Here is a 17216-nt window from a genome sequence, read left to right on the forward strand (position 1 = left end):
AACAACGAAGTTCAAAATAGTACATACTTCAAAGGCGCTCCTTAATTAGAGCGCTTTTTTTGATAAGTCGAAAGAGTGATGCAGCTTACTGTACAAGTCAAGTCAGCTCCTGTGATAACATATCTTGACAATCCGGCGCCCTGAGGTATACATTCGTATACGAGAGTGATCGTATACATATGTATACGGCAATAGATGGAGGGATGCAACATGCGTGAGGGAAGTCATGAGCACAGAGGGAATCAGCCGTTCAGAGAGCACGGCGACCGCTGCGGACGGTCCCCTGAAGAGGGGAAGAAGCATTTTCAGAGCGCCCAGACATTCCGCCGCGGACGGGCAATTGCGTTTCTGGACCGGTTAAACATCAAGCGTTCCACGCTGCTTGAGCAGCTGAACCGGCCGGAATATGAATCCATCAAGCCGGTGATCAGCGGGGAGCTGAAGGCAACGGAAGCGATTATTCAGGAATTCATTCAGGCGTTTGAGCTGCGTGAGATCATCCGGGAGAGCGGAGAAGTCTCTGCAGATCATGAAGTAAATGAACGTGAAGGGGACCAGAAAGAGCTTTAGCCGCAAATATACAGTATTTCATAGAAACTGCAGGTGAAACGAATGTGGAAACTAAGGAGTTTTGTTAAGCCTTACATGCTGTGGTGCCTGCTGGCGCCTCTGTTGATGGTAGTGGAAGTAATCATGGATTTGCTGCAGCCGGCACTGATGGCGAGCATTGTGGATGAAGGGCTGATGAAGAACGATTTGCCGCATATTGTGACGACCGGGCTGCTGATGCTGGGAGTGGCTCTGATCGGATTAATCGGCGGGGTGGGCTGTACCGTGTTCTCCAGCCTGGCCTCCCAGAATTTTGGGAACGATCTGCGCATCAAGCTGTTCGAGCATATTCAGACCTTCTCGAACCGCAATCTGGACCGGCTGCGCACCGGCTCACTGATTACACGCCTGACGAACGACGTGGTGCAGCTGCAGACCTTTGTACAAATGATCCTGCGCACCTTTGTGCGTTCGCCGCTCCTCTTGATCGGCAGTCTCGTGATGGCGGTGCGGATCAGCCCGTCACTGGCCCTGATTCTGCTGGTGGCTGTACCGCTGCTATTCATTCTGCTCTATGCGCTGATCAAGCTTTCTTTTCCGCTGTTCTCCAGAATGCAGGAGAAGCTTGACAGCGTGAGCAATGTGCTGCAGGAGAATCTGACGGGTATCCGGGTCATTAAAGCCTTTGTGCGTGCCCGTCATGAAGCGGATCGCTTTGATGAAGCCAATGCCGAGTATACCCGGACCGGTATCAAGGCGATCCGATTGATGGCAATGAACATGCCGCTGATGATGCTGATTCTGAACGGAAGCATCGTGGCCGTCTTGTGGTTCGGAGGCATCCAGAGCTGGAACAGCGGGCTTCCCGTAGGCGATTTGATCGCGTTCATCAACTATGTCACCCAGCTGCTGATGTCCATGATGATGCTCAGCAATATGCTGACCTTCGTGTCGCGGGCCAAGGTGTCGGCCGACCGTGTGAATGAAGTGCTGGCTACCCGCAGTGAGATTGCCGACTCGCCGGAAGCACAGCCGGATACGATTCGCGCCGGCAAGGTCGAATTCCGCAATGTCTCGTTCGCCTATAATCCGGCGGATGAGAACAAGGTGCTGGAGGATATCACTTTTACCGCTGAGCCCGGTGAAACGGTCGCCATCCTCGGTGCGACCGGCGCAGGCAAGTCGACGCTGGTCAGCCTGATTCCGCGGCTGTACGAGGTGTCCTCCGGCTCCGTCGTTATCGACGGTACCGATATCCGCAGCATCTCCCTGGATGAGCTGCGCGCCAGGATCGGCTTCGTGATGCAGCAGACGCTGCTCTTCAGCGGCACAATCCGGGACAATATCCGGTACGGGCGGCCGGACGCCGCCGATGTCGAAGTCGAACAGGCCGCCGCCGCTGCGGAAGCGCACGGCTTCATCACGTCACTTCCCCAGGGCTACGATACGGAGCTCGGACAGCGCGGGGTCAATCTGTCCGGCGGACAGAAGCAGCGGCTGTCCATCGCCCGGGCGCTGCTGACCCATCCGTCCATCCTCATTATGGACGATAGTACCAGCGCGCTGGATGCGGTCACCGAAGCGCGGATCCGCGGACGATTGAAGGAGGAGATGCGGGGCAGCACCTGCATTCTAATCGCCCAACGGGTCTCTTCAATTATGGATGCCGACCGTATTCTGATTCTGGAGAACGGGCGGATCGCTGCCCAGGGTACGCATGAAGAGCTGATGGCAGGCAGCGCGATCTACCGCGATATCCGTTCGTCCCAGCTCAAGGAAGAGGAGGGGAACTATGTCCAGTCAACCTAATCAGCCTAATCCAACTAATCAACCTGTTCAGCCTCCTATCTCCGTGCGTCCCGGCGGGTTCGGCGGGGGACCGCCCGGACGCGGCGGAGCGGTCCCCAAAGTCCGGGCCAAGAATCAGGCGGCCACGATCAGACGGATCTGGACGTATCTGAACCGTCAGCGCAGCGGGCTGATCATGGTCTATGTCTTCACCGTTCTGAATTCTGTGCTGTCTTTAATAGGCCCTTTTCTGCTGGGGAAGGCCATCGATACCGCCATTATTCCGCATGATTACGGCTTGCTTGTCCGGCTTAGCCTGCTGCTGATCGGCATTTATCTGCTCGGCAGCGCCGTAGCCTGGGTTCAGGCTTATGTCATGACGGCGGTCTCGCAGAATACCGTCTATGAGCTGCGGCGGGATCTGTTCGCCAAGTACCAGGACCTGCCGGTGCAGTTCTTCGACACTCATGCGAGCGGCGAGCTCATGAGCCGGGCGACGAACGATATCGACAATGTATCGAATTCTCTCAACCAGAGTGTCACCCAGCTGTTGAACAGTCTAATCACGCTTAGCGGATCGTTAGTTATCATGCTGCTGATGAATATACCGCTGACGGTGGTTGCTCTGCTGACGATCCCGCTTGTTCTGCTGGCCAGCCGCAAAATCACCGGCCTTAGCCGGCTGTACTTCAAGAATCAGCAGCGGCATTTAGGCGAACTGAACGGCTTCGTGGAAGAGGCCATCAGTGGACAGAAGATCATCAAGCAGTACCGGCGTGAAGAGCAGGAGACCCGGCGGTTCAGCGGATTAAGCAATGAATTGAACAAATACAGCATCCGGGCGCAGATTGTTTCCGGACTGGTTGGCCCGGTCATGAACATGATCAACAATTTGAACTTTGCGCTGATCGCCGGTGTCGGAGGCTGGATGGCCTATAACCACTGGGCGACTGTCGGGGTAATTGTCAGCTTCCTGAATTATTCAAAGCAATTCGGCCGCCCGATTTCCGAGCTGGCGAACCAGTATAATCTGATTCAGTCGGCCATCGCCGGTGCGGAGCGGGTGTTTGAAGTCATGGATATGGCTTCTGAGTATAGCGGCAGCGGTCAGGAGAATCTGTCGAGATTGCGTGGAGAAGTGGTCTTCCGTGAGGTAGCGTTCGGATATACGCCGGAGAAACCGATCCTGACAAGTGTGAGCTTCACCGCAAAGCCGGGCGAGAAAATCGCTCTGGTCGGACCGACGGGGGCTGGAAAGACGACCATTGTCAACCTGCTGACCCGATTCTATGAGATCAGCGGCGGGGACGTTCTGATCGACGGGCGGGATATCCGGAAGCTGGACAAAAATGCGCTGCGCAGCCAGCTCGGTATGGTGCTGCAGGATGCCCATGTGTTCTCCGGCACGATCCGGGACAATATCCGCTTCGGGCGTCTGGAAGCGACGGATCGCGAGGTCGAGGCAGCAGCGAAGCTGGCGAATGCCGATGCCTTCATCGCCAGACTGCCGCAGGGCTATGACACCGTGCTGGGCGCCGAAGGCTCCAGCCTGAGCCACGGACAACGCCAGCTGCTGACCATTGCCCGCGCCATCCTTGCCGATCCGGCCATCCTGATCCTAGATGAGGCTACCAGCAGCGTCGATACGCGGACGGAAATGCACATCCAGCAGGCCATGAAGACGCTGATGAAAGGCCGGACCAGCTTTGTGATTGCCCACCGGCTCAGCACGATCCGCGATGCAGACCGGATTCTCGTCATCCAGGACGGGAGGATTGTGGAGCAAGGCAACCATGAGCAGCTTCTGGAGCTGCGCGGAGTTTATCATGAGCTGTATAACAGCCAGTTCAAACGGGCGATTCAGGCGGTATAATTCAAATCAAAAGCGGCTGCAAGGGAATGAAAGGCGATCCCGGAGGCCGCTTTTTTTCGCATTTATTCGGCACAGGTTGAGTTAAATATGTGTTAGCTTTTATCCGGATGATGATTATTGTAACCGGATACATTATTATGGCGAAGAACAAATATGTAATGATTATTGACACCTGGGATTTGCTATTCTAGGATTAATTTTAGTCAGTTGCAAGAACATTCAGCAGGATACAGTAGGTTGCAGCATCATACTATTCCGGCACCGTGCATCGTGCAAAGCGCCGTAACAGGAGGGATTCATATGGAGCAGTCACGCGGACGCAACAGCCTACGGGAGAAAGTGGTTTTTACGCGGCAATACCCGATTTATCTGGGGGACACGATGGGTGTCACCTCGCAGTATCAGCGTCTGCACGCCCACGATGCGCTGGAGATCAATATGATCAAATCGGGCACAGGGTACTATCTGATTAACGGGGAGCGCTATGATTTTGCCGAAGGGGATATTCTGCTGATTAACTCCAATGACCTGCACTGCGCCTATGAGAGCGAGAATCTCATTATGCAGGTGATTACATTCGATGCTTCCTGGTTTCTGGGAACACTCCGCTGCGATCCGGAAATCCTGGCTCCCTTCAAGGAAATGGGCACCCACTTCAGCAATCTGCTGGACCGGGACCATCCGAGAATCGGCGAGCTTCGTTCACTGCTGCTGCTGATGCAGGAAGAGCATGAAGCGCAGCGGCGCTCCTTCACCTCTGCCGTCTATGCATATTTCCTGCAATTCCTCGTCTGTGTCAACCGCCACTTCCGCATGGAAACCCTGCAAAGAACGAAGACCAGCGTGTCCGCCGCCCAGCTTGAGAAGATCTGGCATGTTACCCGGGTCATGGAGGAGCAGCCAGCCTATCCGTGGACACTGGAGGAATTGGCCTCCCTCGTCTATTTGAGCCCTTCGCGTTTCAGCGACATCTTCCGCCGTACGGTCGGAATGTCCCCTCTGCTGTATCTGATCCACCTCCGCCTTGAGAATGCTTATAACCTGCTGCAGACCTCCGACCGCAAAATCGTCGATATCGCCATGGCCTGCGGCTTCCGCACCTTATCCAACTTCAACCGGCTGTTCAAGCGCCATATCGGCACCGAGCCGCGCAATATCCGGATAAAATCCGCTGCCCAGGACAGTAGGATAGTATCAGTATTCGAGAAATTAGGCGGAGCAGCCGAACTTGAATCCATGTAGACTTAAGTCAGTTAATATAACAGTATAAGTTAAACACCGGTAAAAGAAAGTAATGGAAGAGGAGGTTAAAATGCAGAAGATCGCCTATACCGCCCAGACGGGCTCCGAGACGCGCAAACCTGCACTGTTCAAAAGAATATTCCGGCAGTGGGATCTTCAGCTGATGGTGCTGCCGGCACTGCTCTTTATCCTTGTATTCAGCTACATTCCCATGTACGGGGTGCTGATGGCCTTTCAGGATTACAATCTGTTCAAAGGATTCACGGGTAGCCCGTGGGTCGGCGTCAAGCATTTCGAAATGTTCTTTAATGCCCCCGAATTCTGGATGGTCATCCGCAACACCGTTGTCATCAGTCTTTTCAAGCTGCTGATCGGGTTCCCGGCGCCTATCCTGCTGGCCTTAATGTTGAATGAGGTCCGCAGCAGGGTGTTCAAACGGACCGTACAGACCATCAGCTATCTGCCGCATTTCCTCTCCTGGGTCATCGTCTCCGGCTTCGTCATGTCCATGCTCTCCACAGAGAACGGCAGTGTGAACATGCTGCTGCAGCAATTGAACCTGATTAACGATCCGATCAACTTCCTCTCCTTGCCGCAATACTTTTGGTCCATTCTGGTCACTACGGGTGTGTGGAAGGAAATAGGCTTCTCCTCGATTGTCTATCTGGCCGCCATCGCCGGTGTCGATCCGTATATGCATGAGGCCGCTTCAATCGACGGTGCCGGCAAGCTCAGACAGATGTTCTCGGTCACTTTGCCGGCCATTTTGCCGGTCATTATTGTCTTCCTGATTCTGGCCATCGGCAATCTGCTCAGTGCAGGCTTTGAGGATATTCTCCTGCTCGGTTCAAACCCGGTTCTGCGCGATGTCAGCGATGTGCTCGACACGTATGTGTACCGGATCGGAATTCAGAACAACCGGTATTCTTATGCCACCGCCGCCGGACTCTTCAAATCGCTGATCGGGGTATTCCTGCTGGTTGGCGCCAATTATGCCGCCCGCAAATCGGGGAATAGCCTATGGTAGGGCGAAAGGAGGTCCCATGAAATGAAGCTGTCGACCGGCGACCGCACACTGGTGGCCTGTATTTATGCCTTACTTGCGATATTGGCCTTCGTATCATTTTATCCATTCTGGAATGCAGCAGTTATTTCGTTTAACAACGGAACGGACACCATGCGGGGCGGTATTACCTTCTGGCCGAGACAGTTCACACTGGAGAACTACGGCGTAGTCTTTGAGGACAGCCGCCTGATTAACGGGTTCTTCATCTCGGTGCTGCGCACGGTAATCGGGACACTGGCATCCATTGCCGCAACGGCGGTATTCGCCTATGGCATGAGCAAATCCGAGCTGATCGGCCGCAAAGGCTATATGGTATTCTGCATCATTACCATGTATTTCAGCGGAGGACTAATCCCCACCTTTCTGCTGATCCGGGAACTGGGCATGTTCAATACCTTCTGGGTCATGGTTATCCCGGGACTGATCAGCGTCTGGAACATGATTATATTCCGGACCTTCTTTAAGGGAATACCAGCCGGACTCGAGGAATCCGCACGGATTGACGGCTGCTCTAATTGGGGAGTGCTGCTCCGCATCGTGCTGCCGCTATCCGGCCTCGTCATTGCCACCCTGTCGCTGTTTACCGCCGTCTCTCACTGGAACGACTGGTTCACGCCGAGCATTTACATCAGCAATATCGATCTGATGCCGATCCAGACCAAGCTGCAGCAGATCCTCAATTCCAACATCATGTCCGAGCAGATGGCTCAGCTTGACGCCACCGCGCAGGGGCGGATGAACAAAATGCGCGCCGTGACGACCAAATCACTGTCCATGGCGACCATGATGGTCGCGACGATTCCGATTCTGTGTGTCTATCCGTTTTTGCAGAAGTATTTTGTCAAAGGCGTAATGGTCGGTTCACTGAAAGAGTAAAGGATCATAAGGGGGATTATGCATGAATGGAATCAACAAAAAGACCGCTGCCATAGCGGCTGTGCTCAGTCTGATGCTCGGAATTGCCGGTTGCTCCGGCGGGAATAACTCTGCCCCGGGCGGGGAGCAGCCTGCGGCCAATGCCGCCGGGAACGCAGAAGCATCGGCCAATTCGCCCTCGGGCGGGGGAATCTACATGCTCGGCGAAGAGCCGCTGGAGTTCTCATTCTACGGCCATTATGACTGGTATACGATGCCGAACTGGGGTGAGGATCTGTCCTCGCAGTGGATCAAGGAGAACAAGAAGGTCGATGTCGTGCCGGTTAGCTCAGGGGGCAATGCCAAGCAGAAGCTCAGCACAATGATCGTCTCCGGTGAGCTGCCGGATGTCATCTGGCTGGAGCGCGGGGCGGATGTGGAGCAGCTGCGGGCTGCGGGCGCCCTGGTGCCGTTTGACGATTATCTCGATAAATATCCGAACCTGAAGGAATGGGCGGGAGAATCGACGCTGAATATGCTCCGCTCTCCCGACGGCAAGCTGTATCAGTTCCCGAACTGGTACACGACACAGCCTAACGGCAACTCCGGTTATCTGGTCAACAAGAAAATCTATAACGAGCTCGGCGCACCTTCTCTTGAAACGACGGATGACTTGTATGCTTACTTGAAGCAAGTGAAGGAGAAATACCCGGAAGTCGTGCCATTTGAGGTTGGGCAAGGCGCGGAAGGTGTGGATGTGCTGTCGTCGGCTTTTGCCGAGAACCGTCCTTATGTGTACAGCGCTCTAAGTATGATGGCGATACCGTCCGGAAGCGAGATGACCTCGGTGTTCAAGGATGAGGCCTTCAGATCATCGCTTGTATATGCGAATCAATTATACCGGGATAAGCTGATCAGCGCAGATGCCTTCACCCAGACACGGGAGCAGGTGGAGCAGAAGATTATTACAGGTAAAATCGCCGTCTACGCCGCCTCCAGCCCGACCGAATTCGGCGCCATCGGCAACTCGCTGCTCAGCGAGCAGGACCCGGATGCCGGCTATATCATGGTATGGCCGATTCACAAAGCAGGCCTCGACCGGAATAAAATCTTCCCCGGCGCCTACAATCAGCTGGGCTGGAATGTCAGTGTCATCACGACGGCGGCGAAGGATCCAGAAGCAGTGTTCGCATTCCTCGATTGGTTCACGGGTCCGGAAGGCCAGCGGATCATTATGTGGGGGCCGGAAGGCAAGTACTGGAACGGTACCGATGCAGAAGGAGCGCCGCTCTTCACGGAAGCCTTCACCAAAGATACCAAAGGCCGCGATGAATTGATGAATTCAACCGTCAACCTGCAATGGAACGGCAACACCGTCTATGTGGATAATTCCAAAATGAAATTCGAGTCGACACTGCCCGAAGAGCAGAAGAGCTGGGAAACGAAATGGCAGTCGGAAATTACCTGGAAGACGCAGTATAACACAACTGAATTCGTCAATCTGGCTCCGGCTGGCGATTCTGCAGAAGGGATTATCAACCAGAGCGTAGGCGAAATTTATGAAAAAGCGAGAGCCCAGGCTGTGCTCAACGCCAAGAATGAAGCTGAAGTGCTCTCCATTCTCGATAAAGCGGAAGCAGACGCGCAGCAAGTCGGTTACAGCGATTTGCTCCAGTTCAAGACGGCCAAATGGCAGGAGAACCTGGAAAAATTAAACCAGTGATACTGGGTACAGGAGCGGAAGAACTTGAACTATTACTTGGGCGTTGACGGCGGAGGCAGTAAAACGCTGGCAGTCATATCCGACGAAGCGGGCCGCATTGCCGGGCACGGCGTAAGCGGATGCGGCAATCATCAGGCAGGAGCGCAGACAGCCGAGGATAACATCCGTCTGGCGGTAGAAGAAGCACTGCGCTCGGCGGGACTCGGCAAAGAGCAAATCACCTACTCTCTGTTCGGGCTTGCCGGCGCCGACCGGGAGGCGGATTACCGGGTTCTGCGGCCGATGATTGCCGGCCTTGGCCTGGAGCCGCACGGGATCGTCTGCGACACCGTTATTGCACTGCGTGCCGGCACGCGCAATTCTTACGGCGTTGTGCTCATTTGTGGCACAGGCACCAACAGCTACGGCATTAACAGCAGCGGCGAGGAACTCCAGGTCGGCGGCTTCGGCTACACCTTCGGCGATTTCGGCGGTGGGTCCGACCTGGCGGTAGAAGCCTTCCGTTCGGTGATCCGGGCCTGGGAAGGCCGGGGGCAGCCTACACGGCTGGCTCCGGCGATCCTGGCACAGCTCGGCTACGGCAGTGAGGAAGAGATGTTCCACCATTTCCTGGATCACGGGCTGCGGGTGCCGAACGGGCTGGCGAAGCTGATCTTTGAAGTGGCTGGCGAGGATGAGACGGCCCGGGCAATTCTGCGGCGGCAGGGCAGCGAGCTGGGCAATGCGGCCAAGGCGGTGATCCGCAAGCTGGGCATGGAAAGGGACAGCTTCGATCTGGTGATGGCCGGCAGTATTCTGACGCGTGGGGACAGCCGGTATGTCGTACCGTATCTTGAAGCGGAGGTGCTGCCGGCCGCCCCGGCCTGTCGGTTGCGTGTGCTGGAGCAGGAGCCGGTGGCCGGCGCCTTGCTGCTGGCCATGGAGAGGAGCGGTGTCCAGGTCGGTGAAGCGGTCTATCAGCAGTTGCAACATACACTATCGGTAAAGGCGGCGAATGCAGTATGGATCAATCATTGAAGGTGGCGGTGATCGGGGGCGGGTCCTCCTATACCCCGGAGCTGATCGAGGGCTTCATTCAGAATTACGCCACCTTTCCTGTCAGAGAGGTCGTCCTGGTCGATATCCCGGAAGGCCTGCATAAACTATCTATCGTCGGAGCACTTGCGCAGCGGATGATTACGAGGTCCGGGCTGCCGATTAAGCTGAGCATGACACTGGACCGGCGCTCGGCGCTTGCGGGGGCCAGCTTCGTCAGCACCCAGATGCGCGTCGGCCGGCTGGAAGCCCGCGGCTGGGATGAGACGATCCCGCTGAAATACGGCATGATCGGGCAGGAGACCACCGGCCCGGGCGGCATGATGAAGGCGCTGCGCACCATTCCGGTGCTGCTGGATGTCGCGCGGGATATGGAAGAGCTGTGTCCGGATGCGTGGCTGCTGAATTTCACCAATCCGGCCGGCATGGTAACGGAAGCGATCTACAAGCATTCGCGGATCAGGTCGATCGGCCTCTGCAATTCGCCGATCGCCGCCTATAAATGGCTCTCGGCGCTGTATCAGGTGCCGGCTGAACGGATCTACTGCGAATTCGCCGGGCTTAACCATCTGCACTGGATCAGCACGATTACTGTCGACGGCGAGTCCAAGCTGCCCGAGCTGCTGGCGAACCGTGACGGCTACTCCGCCCGCAATGTGCCGCAGTATGAGTGGAATGCGGCGCTGTTGTCCTCCCTCGGGGCCATTCCTTCTTATTATTTGAAGTATTTCTACCTGCACCGCGAGATTCTGGCCGAGCAGCAGGCTGCGGCGGCGAGAGGGGAGACCCGCGCCGGGACTGTGCAGCGGCTGGAGGATGAATTGTTCGAGCTGTACAAGGACGAGAACCTGGCCGTGAAGCCGAAGCAGCTGGAGCAGCGCGGCGGAGCCTATTATTCGGAAGCCGCCGTGCGGCTGATGAATTCGCTCTACAATGATTCCGGCGATATCCAGACGCTGAATGTGCCGAATAAGGGCATTCTGGACTTCCTGCCGGACGATGCCTGCATTGAAGTGAACTGCCGGGTGCGGCGGCAGGGGCCGGAGGCGCTGCCCGTGGCCATTGTTCCGGCAGCCGCCAAGGGGCTGATTCATGCGGTCAAGACCTATGAAGGTCTGGCCATCGAAGCCGCAGTCAGCGGCAGCCGGGACACCGCACTCCTCGCGCTCGCCCATCATCCGCTGGTGCCTTCGGTCAACGATGCAGAGAAGATGCTGGAAGAGATGCTTCTGCAGAACAAAGCCTATCTACCGGGGTTCTTTCAGCATGCCGGTCGATAAGCGGAAGGCCGGGAAGGGAGTTGACCGTAAGGCGGGTGGGGATGCCGTGATTCCCTTGAACGAGGGAAACTCGGTAAACCTGGAGAACGAGGTGAACCCGCAGAATGCAGCTGGACCGCAGCTCAGCCTAGAGCAGAAGGTGGCCCGCATGTGTATTGCGGGTGTGCCTTCCCTAGAAGGCGGCGGTTTCGCTGAACGGCTGGTGCGGCAACCGCTAGGCGGAATCGGCCTGTTCCCGCATAACATTGCAGACGAAGAGCAGCTGCGCGGGCTTATCAGCGGCGCAAAGAGCACTGCGGGTCAGCTTATTCATCCTGCTGATCCGTATTACATTGCCATCGACGAAGAAGGCGGGAGCCTGGCTAACCTCAAGGCTTTCTTCCCGCATTTCCCCGGCAATCGTGCAGTTGGCCTGACCGGCGATCCCGAAGCGGCTTATTGGCAGGGCAGGCTGGCAGGTAGCCAGCTGCTGGAGCTGGGCATTCCCGTAAACTGGGCCCCTGTGCTGGATGTCAACACGAACATCCGCAATCCGGTAGTCGGTGTCCGTTCCTATGGGGAGGAGCCCTCCGCGGTCGCCTCCTTCGGCGCCGCCTATATCCGGGGACTGCATGAGGCCGGGATTGCTGCAACAGCCAAGCATTTCCCCGGACACGGGCAAGTGGACGGCGACTCACATGTCGTGCTTCCCTATTGTGGACTTACCTTGGAGCAGCTGAACAGCGGGCCGCTGCTGCCGTTCGCTGCCGCAATCGCTGCAGGCTGCGATGCGGTGATGATGGCGCACATTGTCTTTCCGGACATTCCGGAGTCCGGGGAGCTGCCGGCTTCTCTCAGTCCGTTCTTCGTTACGCAGCTGCTGCGCAGGAGAATGGGCTTTACAGGTGTAATATGTACAGATGACGTTGAGATGGCCGCCATTAAGAACAGTTACCCGCCGGAAATGATCGGGGAGCTGGCTGTACTGGCCGGCAATGATCTAATTCTGATGTGTCATACACCGGACTTCCAGGATGGGGTCATCCGGGGAATTGTTGAAGCCGTGCGGCAGGGTCGGATTCCGGAAGCGCGGATTGATGAATCCTTGGCCCGTATTGCCCGGCTTCAGGAACGGATGACGATGTACGCGGAGCAAGCGAAGCCGATTCCGCGCGTCGAATGGGAGCGGGAAACGGCAAGGCTGACACGGCGGACGCTAACTCTGTTGGGTGATCCACAGCGTCTGCTGCCGCTCCGGCGGGATGTCCGTTACACACTGCTGCTGCCACGGCCGGAACGGCTGACGCTCGCGGACAACACGGATAGCAGGGGGGTGGGGGTATTGGGCGAGTTACTCACTGCCCAAGGCCTGAATGTCACAGTGAGGGCAATTCCCGTTGACCCGGATGAACAGGACGTTAAAGACGTTCTTGCCGCGACCTTTGAAGATGACGCCGTCATACTCGGTACCTGGAATGCCCATATCTACAGGGGCCAGCTGTCTCTGGCAAAAGCTGTCGCCGCGAAGAAGCCGCTGATCACCGCCATGCTGCGTAATCCATACGAGGCCGACGAGCTTCCCGCCGGGGCTGCAGTAATCGCTGTATGCGGGACGTCATCCTATGCACTGCAGGCGCTAGCGGAATTGCTGGCAAGCGGAACTATAAATATTGAATAGTTACATCAAAAGGAGTCGATGGATACAATGGAAGCCGCAATTGAGCGGAGTGCAAGCATCCGGCGCAAGGTGGGACAGATGTTTATGTGCGGATTCATGGACACTGCCCCGGACGAAAATATTCTGAAGCTGATTACGGATTATCATATCGGCGGAATAATTTACTTCCGGCGCAACATCGGTTCTGCCGAACAGGTCTACAAATGCTCGGCCGCCCTGCAGCGCGCAGCGTCTGAGCCGCTGCTGATCGCCATCGACCAGGAAGGCGGGATGGTGGCCCGAATCGAAGACGGCGTGACTTTGATGCCGGGGAACATGGCACTGGGTGCAACAAGGAATATCGAAGGCGTCCGGAGAGCGGCCGCCATCAGCGGGGCGGAGCTGCGCATGCTCGGGATCAACATGAACTTCGCTCCATGCGTGGATATCAACAATAATCCGGCCAATCCGGTGATCGGTGTCCGTTCCTATGGGGAATCACCTGGACTGGTCAGTGAAATGGGGCAGGCCGCAGCAGCCGGGTACCAGGAAGCGGGAGTGGCGGCGACAATTAAGCATTTCCCCGGACACGGGGATACCGACACGGATTCGCATCTGGCGCTGCCCAGCATCGGGCACAGCCGGGAACGGCTGCACCAGATTGAGCTGCTTCCGTTCCGCGAGATCATTGGGGCAGGCGTGGATGCGGTGATGACGGCGCATGTGGTATTCAAAGCCTATGAGGAGCAGGCCATCCCCGCCACGTTGTCGCACAGCATTCTGACGGGCTTGCTGCGTGACGAGCTGGCTTTTGACGGGGTCATTGTGACGGACTGTCTGGAGATGAACGCTATTTCGCAGACCGTCGGCGTAGGAGCGGGGGCTGTGCAGGCCGTGCAGGCCGGTGCCGACCTGATTCTGGTCAGCCATACGTTTGCTTGGCAGACGGAAGCCATCGAGGCTGTTGTTCAGGCTGTTATGGCCGGCGAGATCAGCGAAGCCAGAATTGAAGAATCGGTGCAGCGGCTGGCCGGGCTGAAGGCTAAACGCGGAATCATCAAGGCTGAGCCGGTGCCATTCGCAAGTCTTGCGTTAGAGCTCGCTTCTCCGGCATCGCTGCAGGTTGCCCGTGTACTCAGCGAACAGAGCGTTACGCTTGTGTGCGGCGAAGGACAACTGCCGCTGGATGCATCCCAAGGCATTTACTGTATCTGGCCGGAGGTACGCGTCAATCATGAAGTGATCGAAGCTTTGAGGGAGGAGCATACGCTGGGCAGGGCGCTCGAAGCCTATTTTGACCATGTCACCGAAGCCATCATTGATGCCGATCCCTCCGATGAGGAGATCAGCAGGGTTCTCCTGGAGAGTGCCGGCTTTGCACAGATCGTAGCAGTAACTTACAATGCGGATTTCTCGCCCGGACAACGCCGTATTCTTCAGGAACTGGCGGCAAGGAAGCCGGGTAAACTAATCGTTGTAGCCGGGCGTAATCCGTTCGATTACACGGCCGTTCCCGGAATCACCACCTATCTTGCAGCCTACGAGAATAAACCGCTGGCCATGCAATCCGCCGCCAAGGTGCTTGCCGGGATCAACCCTCCACAAGGCCGGCTGCCGGTGACAGTAGGGGAGTTTTCTTATGGGGCAGGGATTGTCGGGCCGGCTGAGGAGATTGAATCATAGAGCAGGAGACAGTGGAATAGAGGACGGCACTGGGAGCAGTCCAAACCTTCCAACAGTTGCCGACTCGGCTTATGTTTGCTTCAAAGGCTCAACTTTAGTTTTACCGGCGTACAATTCTCTGTTGCTGTGAATGGTGTCTCTGCTGGCCTAGCTGTTGGCCTTGGAATCTTTTGTCGTCCTCCAGTACGCCGGGGTGGATCAAGATTAAGTGGTATCGATAAACGCTCCAACACATAATTTATGAATGAATTCATCATCTGCTGCATGCTCCACACAGTCTGAAAGTGCGAGAAATTGAACACATTGTGCTCCTGCAGGAGGGAACGAGCATAATGTATGCGAAAAATCGAACACAATGTGCTCCGGCGAAGGTAAACAGGCCGATTGTATGCTAAAAATCGAATACAATGTGCTCCGGCGAAGGTAACCGGACCCATTGTATTCGAAAAATCGAATACAATGTGCTCCTGCAGAGGTAAACGGACCCATTATATGCGAAAAATCGAATACAATATGCTCCTGCGAAGGTAACCGGACCGATTGTATGCTAAAAATCGCATACAATAGGCTCCTGCGAAGGCAACCGGACCGATTGTATGCGAAAAATCGAATACAATGTGCTCCGGCGAAGTCAAACGGGACGATTGTATGCGAAAAATCGAACACAATGTGCTCCGGCGAAGGCAAACGGGCCGATTGTATGCGAAAAATCGAATACAGTGTGCTCCGGCGAAGGCAACCGGACCGATTGTATGCGAAAAATCGAATACAATAGGCTCCTGCGAAGGCAACCGGACCCATTGTATGCGAAAAATCGAACACAATGTGCTCCGGCGAAGGTAACCGGACCCATTGTATGCTAAAAATCGAATACATTATGCTCCGGCGAAGGCAACCGGACCGATTGTATGCGAAAAATCGAATACAATAGGCTCCGGCGAAGGTAACCGGAGCATAATGTATTCGAAAAATCGAATACAATAGGCTCCGGCGAAGGTAAACGGGCCGATTGTATGCTAAAAATCGAATACAATGTGCTCCGGCGAAGTCAATCGGACCAATTGTATGCTAAAAATCGAATACAATGTGCTCCGGCTAAGGTAAACAGGCCGATTGTATGGAAAAATCGAATACAATGTGCTCCGGCTAAGGTAAACAGGCCGATTGTATGTGAAAAATCGAATACAATGTGCTCCGGCTAAGGTTAACAGCCCTACTGTATGCTAAAAATCGAATACAATGTGCTCCGGCGAAGGTAACCGGACCCATTGTATGCGAAAAATCGAATACAATAGGCTCCTGCGGAGGCAACCGGACCTATTGTATTCGAAAAATCGAATACAATGTGCTCCTGCGGAGGCAACCGGGCCGATTGTATGCGAAAAATCGAACACAATGTGCTCCGGCGAAGGTAAACAGCCCTACTGTATGCGAAAAATCGAATACAATGTGCTCCGGCGAAGGCAACCGGACCGATTGTATGCTAAAAATCGAATACAATAGGCTCCTGCGAAGGCAACCGGACCGATTGTATGCGAAAAATCGAATACAATAGGCTCCGGCGAAGGTAACCGGACCCATTGTATTCGAAAAATCGAATACATTATGCTCCGGCTAAGGTAAACAGGCATATTGTATGCGAAAAATCGAATACAATAGGCTCCTGCGGAGGCAACCGGACCTATTGTATTCGAAAAATCGAATACAAAGTGCTCCTGCGAAGGTAACCGGACCCATTGTATTCGAAAAATCGAATACAATATGCTCCGGCGACGGCAAACGGGCCGATTGTATGCGAAAAATCGAACACAATGTGCTCCGGCGAAGGCAAACGGGCCGATTGTATGCGAAAAATCGAATACAGTGTGCTCCTGCAGGAGGGAACGAGCAGAATGTATGCGAAAAACCGAACTCATTGTACTTTTCTCGCTTCGGAAGAGGCAGAGCGGGGCAGCGCACAAACAGGTGCGAAATTTGCAAATGCCCCAAAGCTATGTTATAAATTGAATAGCATATTCATTCGGGTTGTTACTGTTCGATCAGGCAAAACCGTTACCGTGTACACAATACCTTTTCCGTGTACAAGGGTAAGGTTTTGCCTTTTTTGGTTTCTGAGCGAGTATGCCATACCTACTATATACGACGAAAGTGAGCTGACTTTACGATGCAACAAACATTCAAAATTGTCGACGAAGATGGAATCCACGCACGCCCGGCTACGGCGCTTGTGAATACAGCTACGAAATTCAAGGGAGCCGAATCTTTTGCCGAAGCCAAAGGCAAAAAAGTAACCCTGAAGTCCATCCTGGGCGTACTGTCCCTGGGCCTGGAAACCGGCGACACGCTGACCCTGATCACTGAAGGCGCAGAGGCTGCCGAAGCACTGGCCGCTCTGCAGGAAGTGATGGTTAAAGAAGGGCTGGGCGAGGTTCATGAATAAACTCACAGGAATCGCGGCCTCCGCCGGCATTGCCGTGGCCCGCGCA

Annotated in this window: 12 protein-coding genes; all 12 read left to right on the top strand. The window is 55.2% G+C overall.

Annotated features, from left to right (window positions below; all coding sequences use genetic code 11):
• Positions 1 to 210: 210 nt before the first annotated feature.
• The 12 genes from F1381_RS07595 to F1381_RS07650 all read left to right on the top strand — a co-directional run bounded on the left by F1381_RS07595 (position 211) and on the right by F1381_RS07650 (position 17170).
• The gene (locus F1381_RS07595; RefSeq protein WP_187355237.1) at positions 211 to 570 is read left to right on the top strand and encodes a hypothetical protein; all 360 of its coding nucleotides are present in this window, start codon (positions 211 to 213) and stop codon (positions 568 to 570) included.
• Between the two features lie 42 nt (positions 571 to 612).
• Positions 613 to 2358 (top strand): ABC transporter ATP-binding protein, encoded by a 1746-nt coding sequence (locus F1381_RS07600; RefSeq protein WP_151734209.1) that lies wholly within the window; start codon positions 613 to 615, stop codon positions 2356 to 2358.
• On the top strand, positions 2342 to 4210 hold the full coding sequence (locus F1381_RS07605; protein WP_151734210.1) for an ABC transporter ATP-binding protein: 1869 nt from the start codon (positions 2342 to 2344) through the stop codon (positions 4208 to 4210). The genes F1381_RS07600 and F1381_RS07605 overlap by 17 nt, the downstream gene beginning before the upstream one ends.
• Positions 4211 to 4510: 300 nt before the next feature.
• Positions 4511 to 5452: an AraC family transcriptional regulator gene (locus F1381_RS07610; protein ID WP_151734211.1), complete on the top strand. Its 942-nt coding sequence runs from the start codon at positions 4511 to 4513 to the stop codon at positions 5450 to 5452.
• A 163-nt stretch (positions 5453 to 5615) separates the two neighbouring features.
• Complete coding sequence (locus F1381_RS07615) at positions 5616 to 6479, top strand: ABC transporter permease (RefSeq protein ID WP_246187947.1); 864 nt, start codon at positions 5616 to 5618, stop codon at positions 6477 to 6479.
• Between the two features lie 21 nt (positions 6480 to 6500).
• Positions 6501 to 7394, top strand: a complete 894-nt coding sequence (locus tag F1381_RS07620) for a carbohydrate ABC transporter permease (protein ID WP_151734213.1) — start codon at positions 6501 to 6503, stop codon at positions 7392 to 7394.
• Between the two features lie 22 nt (positions 7395 to 7416).
• Complete coding sequence (locus tag F1381_RS07625; protein ID WP_151734214.1) at positions 7417 to 9096, top strand: extracellular solute-binding protein; 1680 nt, start codon at positions 7417 to 7419, stop codon at positions 9094 to 9096.
• A gap of 24 nt (positions 9097 to 9120) precedes the next feature.
• Entirely contained in the window at positions 9121 to 10113 is a 993-nt protein-coding gene (locus tag F1381_RS07630; protein ID WP_151734215.1) for an N-acetylglucosamine kinase, read from the top strand.
• Positions 10098 to 11411, top strand: coding sequence for a 6-phospho-beta-glucosidase (locus F1381_RS07635; RefSeq protein ID WP_151734216.1), 1314 nt, complete (start codon positions 10098 to 10100; stop codon positions 11409 to 11411). The genes F1381_RS07630 and F1381_RS07635 overlap by 16 nt, the downstream gene beginning before the upstream one ends.
• Entirely contained in the window at positions 11398 to 13068 is a 1671-nt protein-coding gene (locus tag F1381_RS07640; protein ID WP_151734217.1) for a glycoside hydrolase family 3 N-terminal domain-containing protein, read from the top strand. The genes F1381_RS07635 and F1381_RS07640 overlap by 14 nt, the downstream gene beginning before the upstream one ends.
• Positions 13069 to 13095: 27 nt before the next feature.
• The gene (nagZ, locus tag F1381_RS07645) at positions 13096 to 14730 is read left to right on the top strand and encodes a beta-N-acetylhexosaminidase (RefSeq protein ID WP_151734218.1); all 1635 of its coding nucleotides are present in this window, start codon (positions 13096 to 13098) and stop codon (positions 14728 to 14730) included.
• Positions 14731 to 16894: 2164 nt separating this feature from the next.
• Positions 16895 to 17170, top strand: coding sequence for an HPr family phosphocarrier protein (locus tag F1381_RS07650; RefSeq protein WP_151734219.1), 276 nt, complete (start codon positions 16895 to 16897; stop codon positions 17168 to 17170).
• Positions 17171 to 17216 lie beyond the last annotated feature (46 nt).

It is taken from the genome of Paenibacillus tengchongensis (genome assembly GCF_008973665.1).
Lineage (GTDB): Bacteria > Bacillota > Bacilli > Paenibacillales > Paenibacillaceae > Paenibacillus_AQ > Paenibacillus_AQ tengchongensis.

Bases quoted from the DNA above. Each gene is read 5' to 3' on its own strand.
- F1381_RS07595 (WP_187355237.1), top strand. From the start codon at position 211: ATGCGTGAGGGAAGTCATGAGCACAGAGGGAATCAGCCGTTCAGAGAG.
- F1381_RS07610 (WP_151734211.1), top strand. From the start codon at position 4,511: ATGGAGCAGTCACGCGGACGCAACAGCCTACGGGAGAAAGTGGTTTTT.
- F1381_RS07620 (WP_151734213.1), top strand. From the start codon at position 6,501: ATGAAGCTGTCGACCGGCGACCGCACACTGGTGGCCTGTATTTATGCC.
- nagZ (WP_151734218.1), top strand. From the start codon at position 13,096: ATGGAAGCCGCAATTGAGCGGAGTGCAAGCATCCGGCGCAAGGTGGGA.
- F1381_RS07615 (WP_246187947.1), top strand. From the start codon at position 5,616: ATGGTGCTGCCGGCACTGCTCTTTATCCTTGTATTCAGCTACATTCCC.
- F1381_RS07600 (WP_151734209.1), top strand. From the start codon at position 613: ATGTGGAAACTAAGGAGTTTTGTTAAGCCTTACATGCTGTGGTGCCTG.
- F1381_RS07640 (WP_151734217.1), top strand. From the start codon at position 11,398: ATGCCGGTCGATAAGCGGAAGGCCGGGAAGGGAGTTGACCGTAAGGCG.
- F1381_RS07605 (WP_151734210.1), top strand. From the start codon at position 2,342: ATGTCCAGTCAACCTAATCAGCCTAATCCAACTAATCAACCTGTTCAG.
- F1381_RS07650 (WP_151734219.1), top strand. From the start codon at position 16,895: ATGCAACAAACATTCAAAATTGTCGACGAAGATGGAATCCACGCACGC.
- F1381_RS07625 (WP_151734214.1), top strand. From the start codon at position 7,417: ATGAATGGAATCAACAAAAAGACCGCTGCCATAGCGGCTGTGCTCAGT.
- F1381_RS07635 (WP_151734216.1), top strand. From the start codon at position 10,098: ATGGATCAATCATTGAAGGTGGCGGTGATCGGGGGCGGGTCCTCCTAT.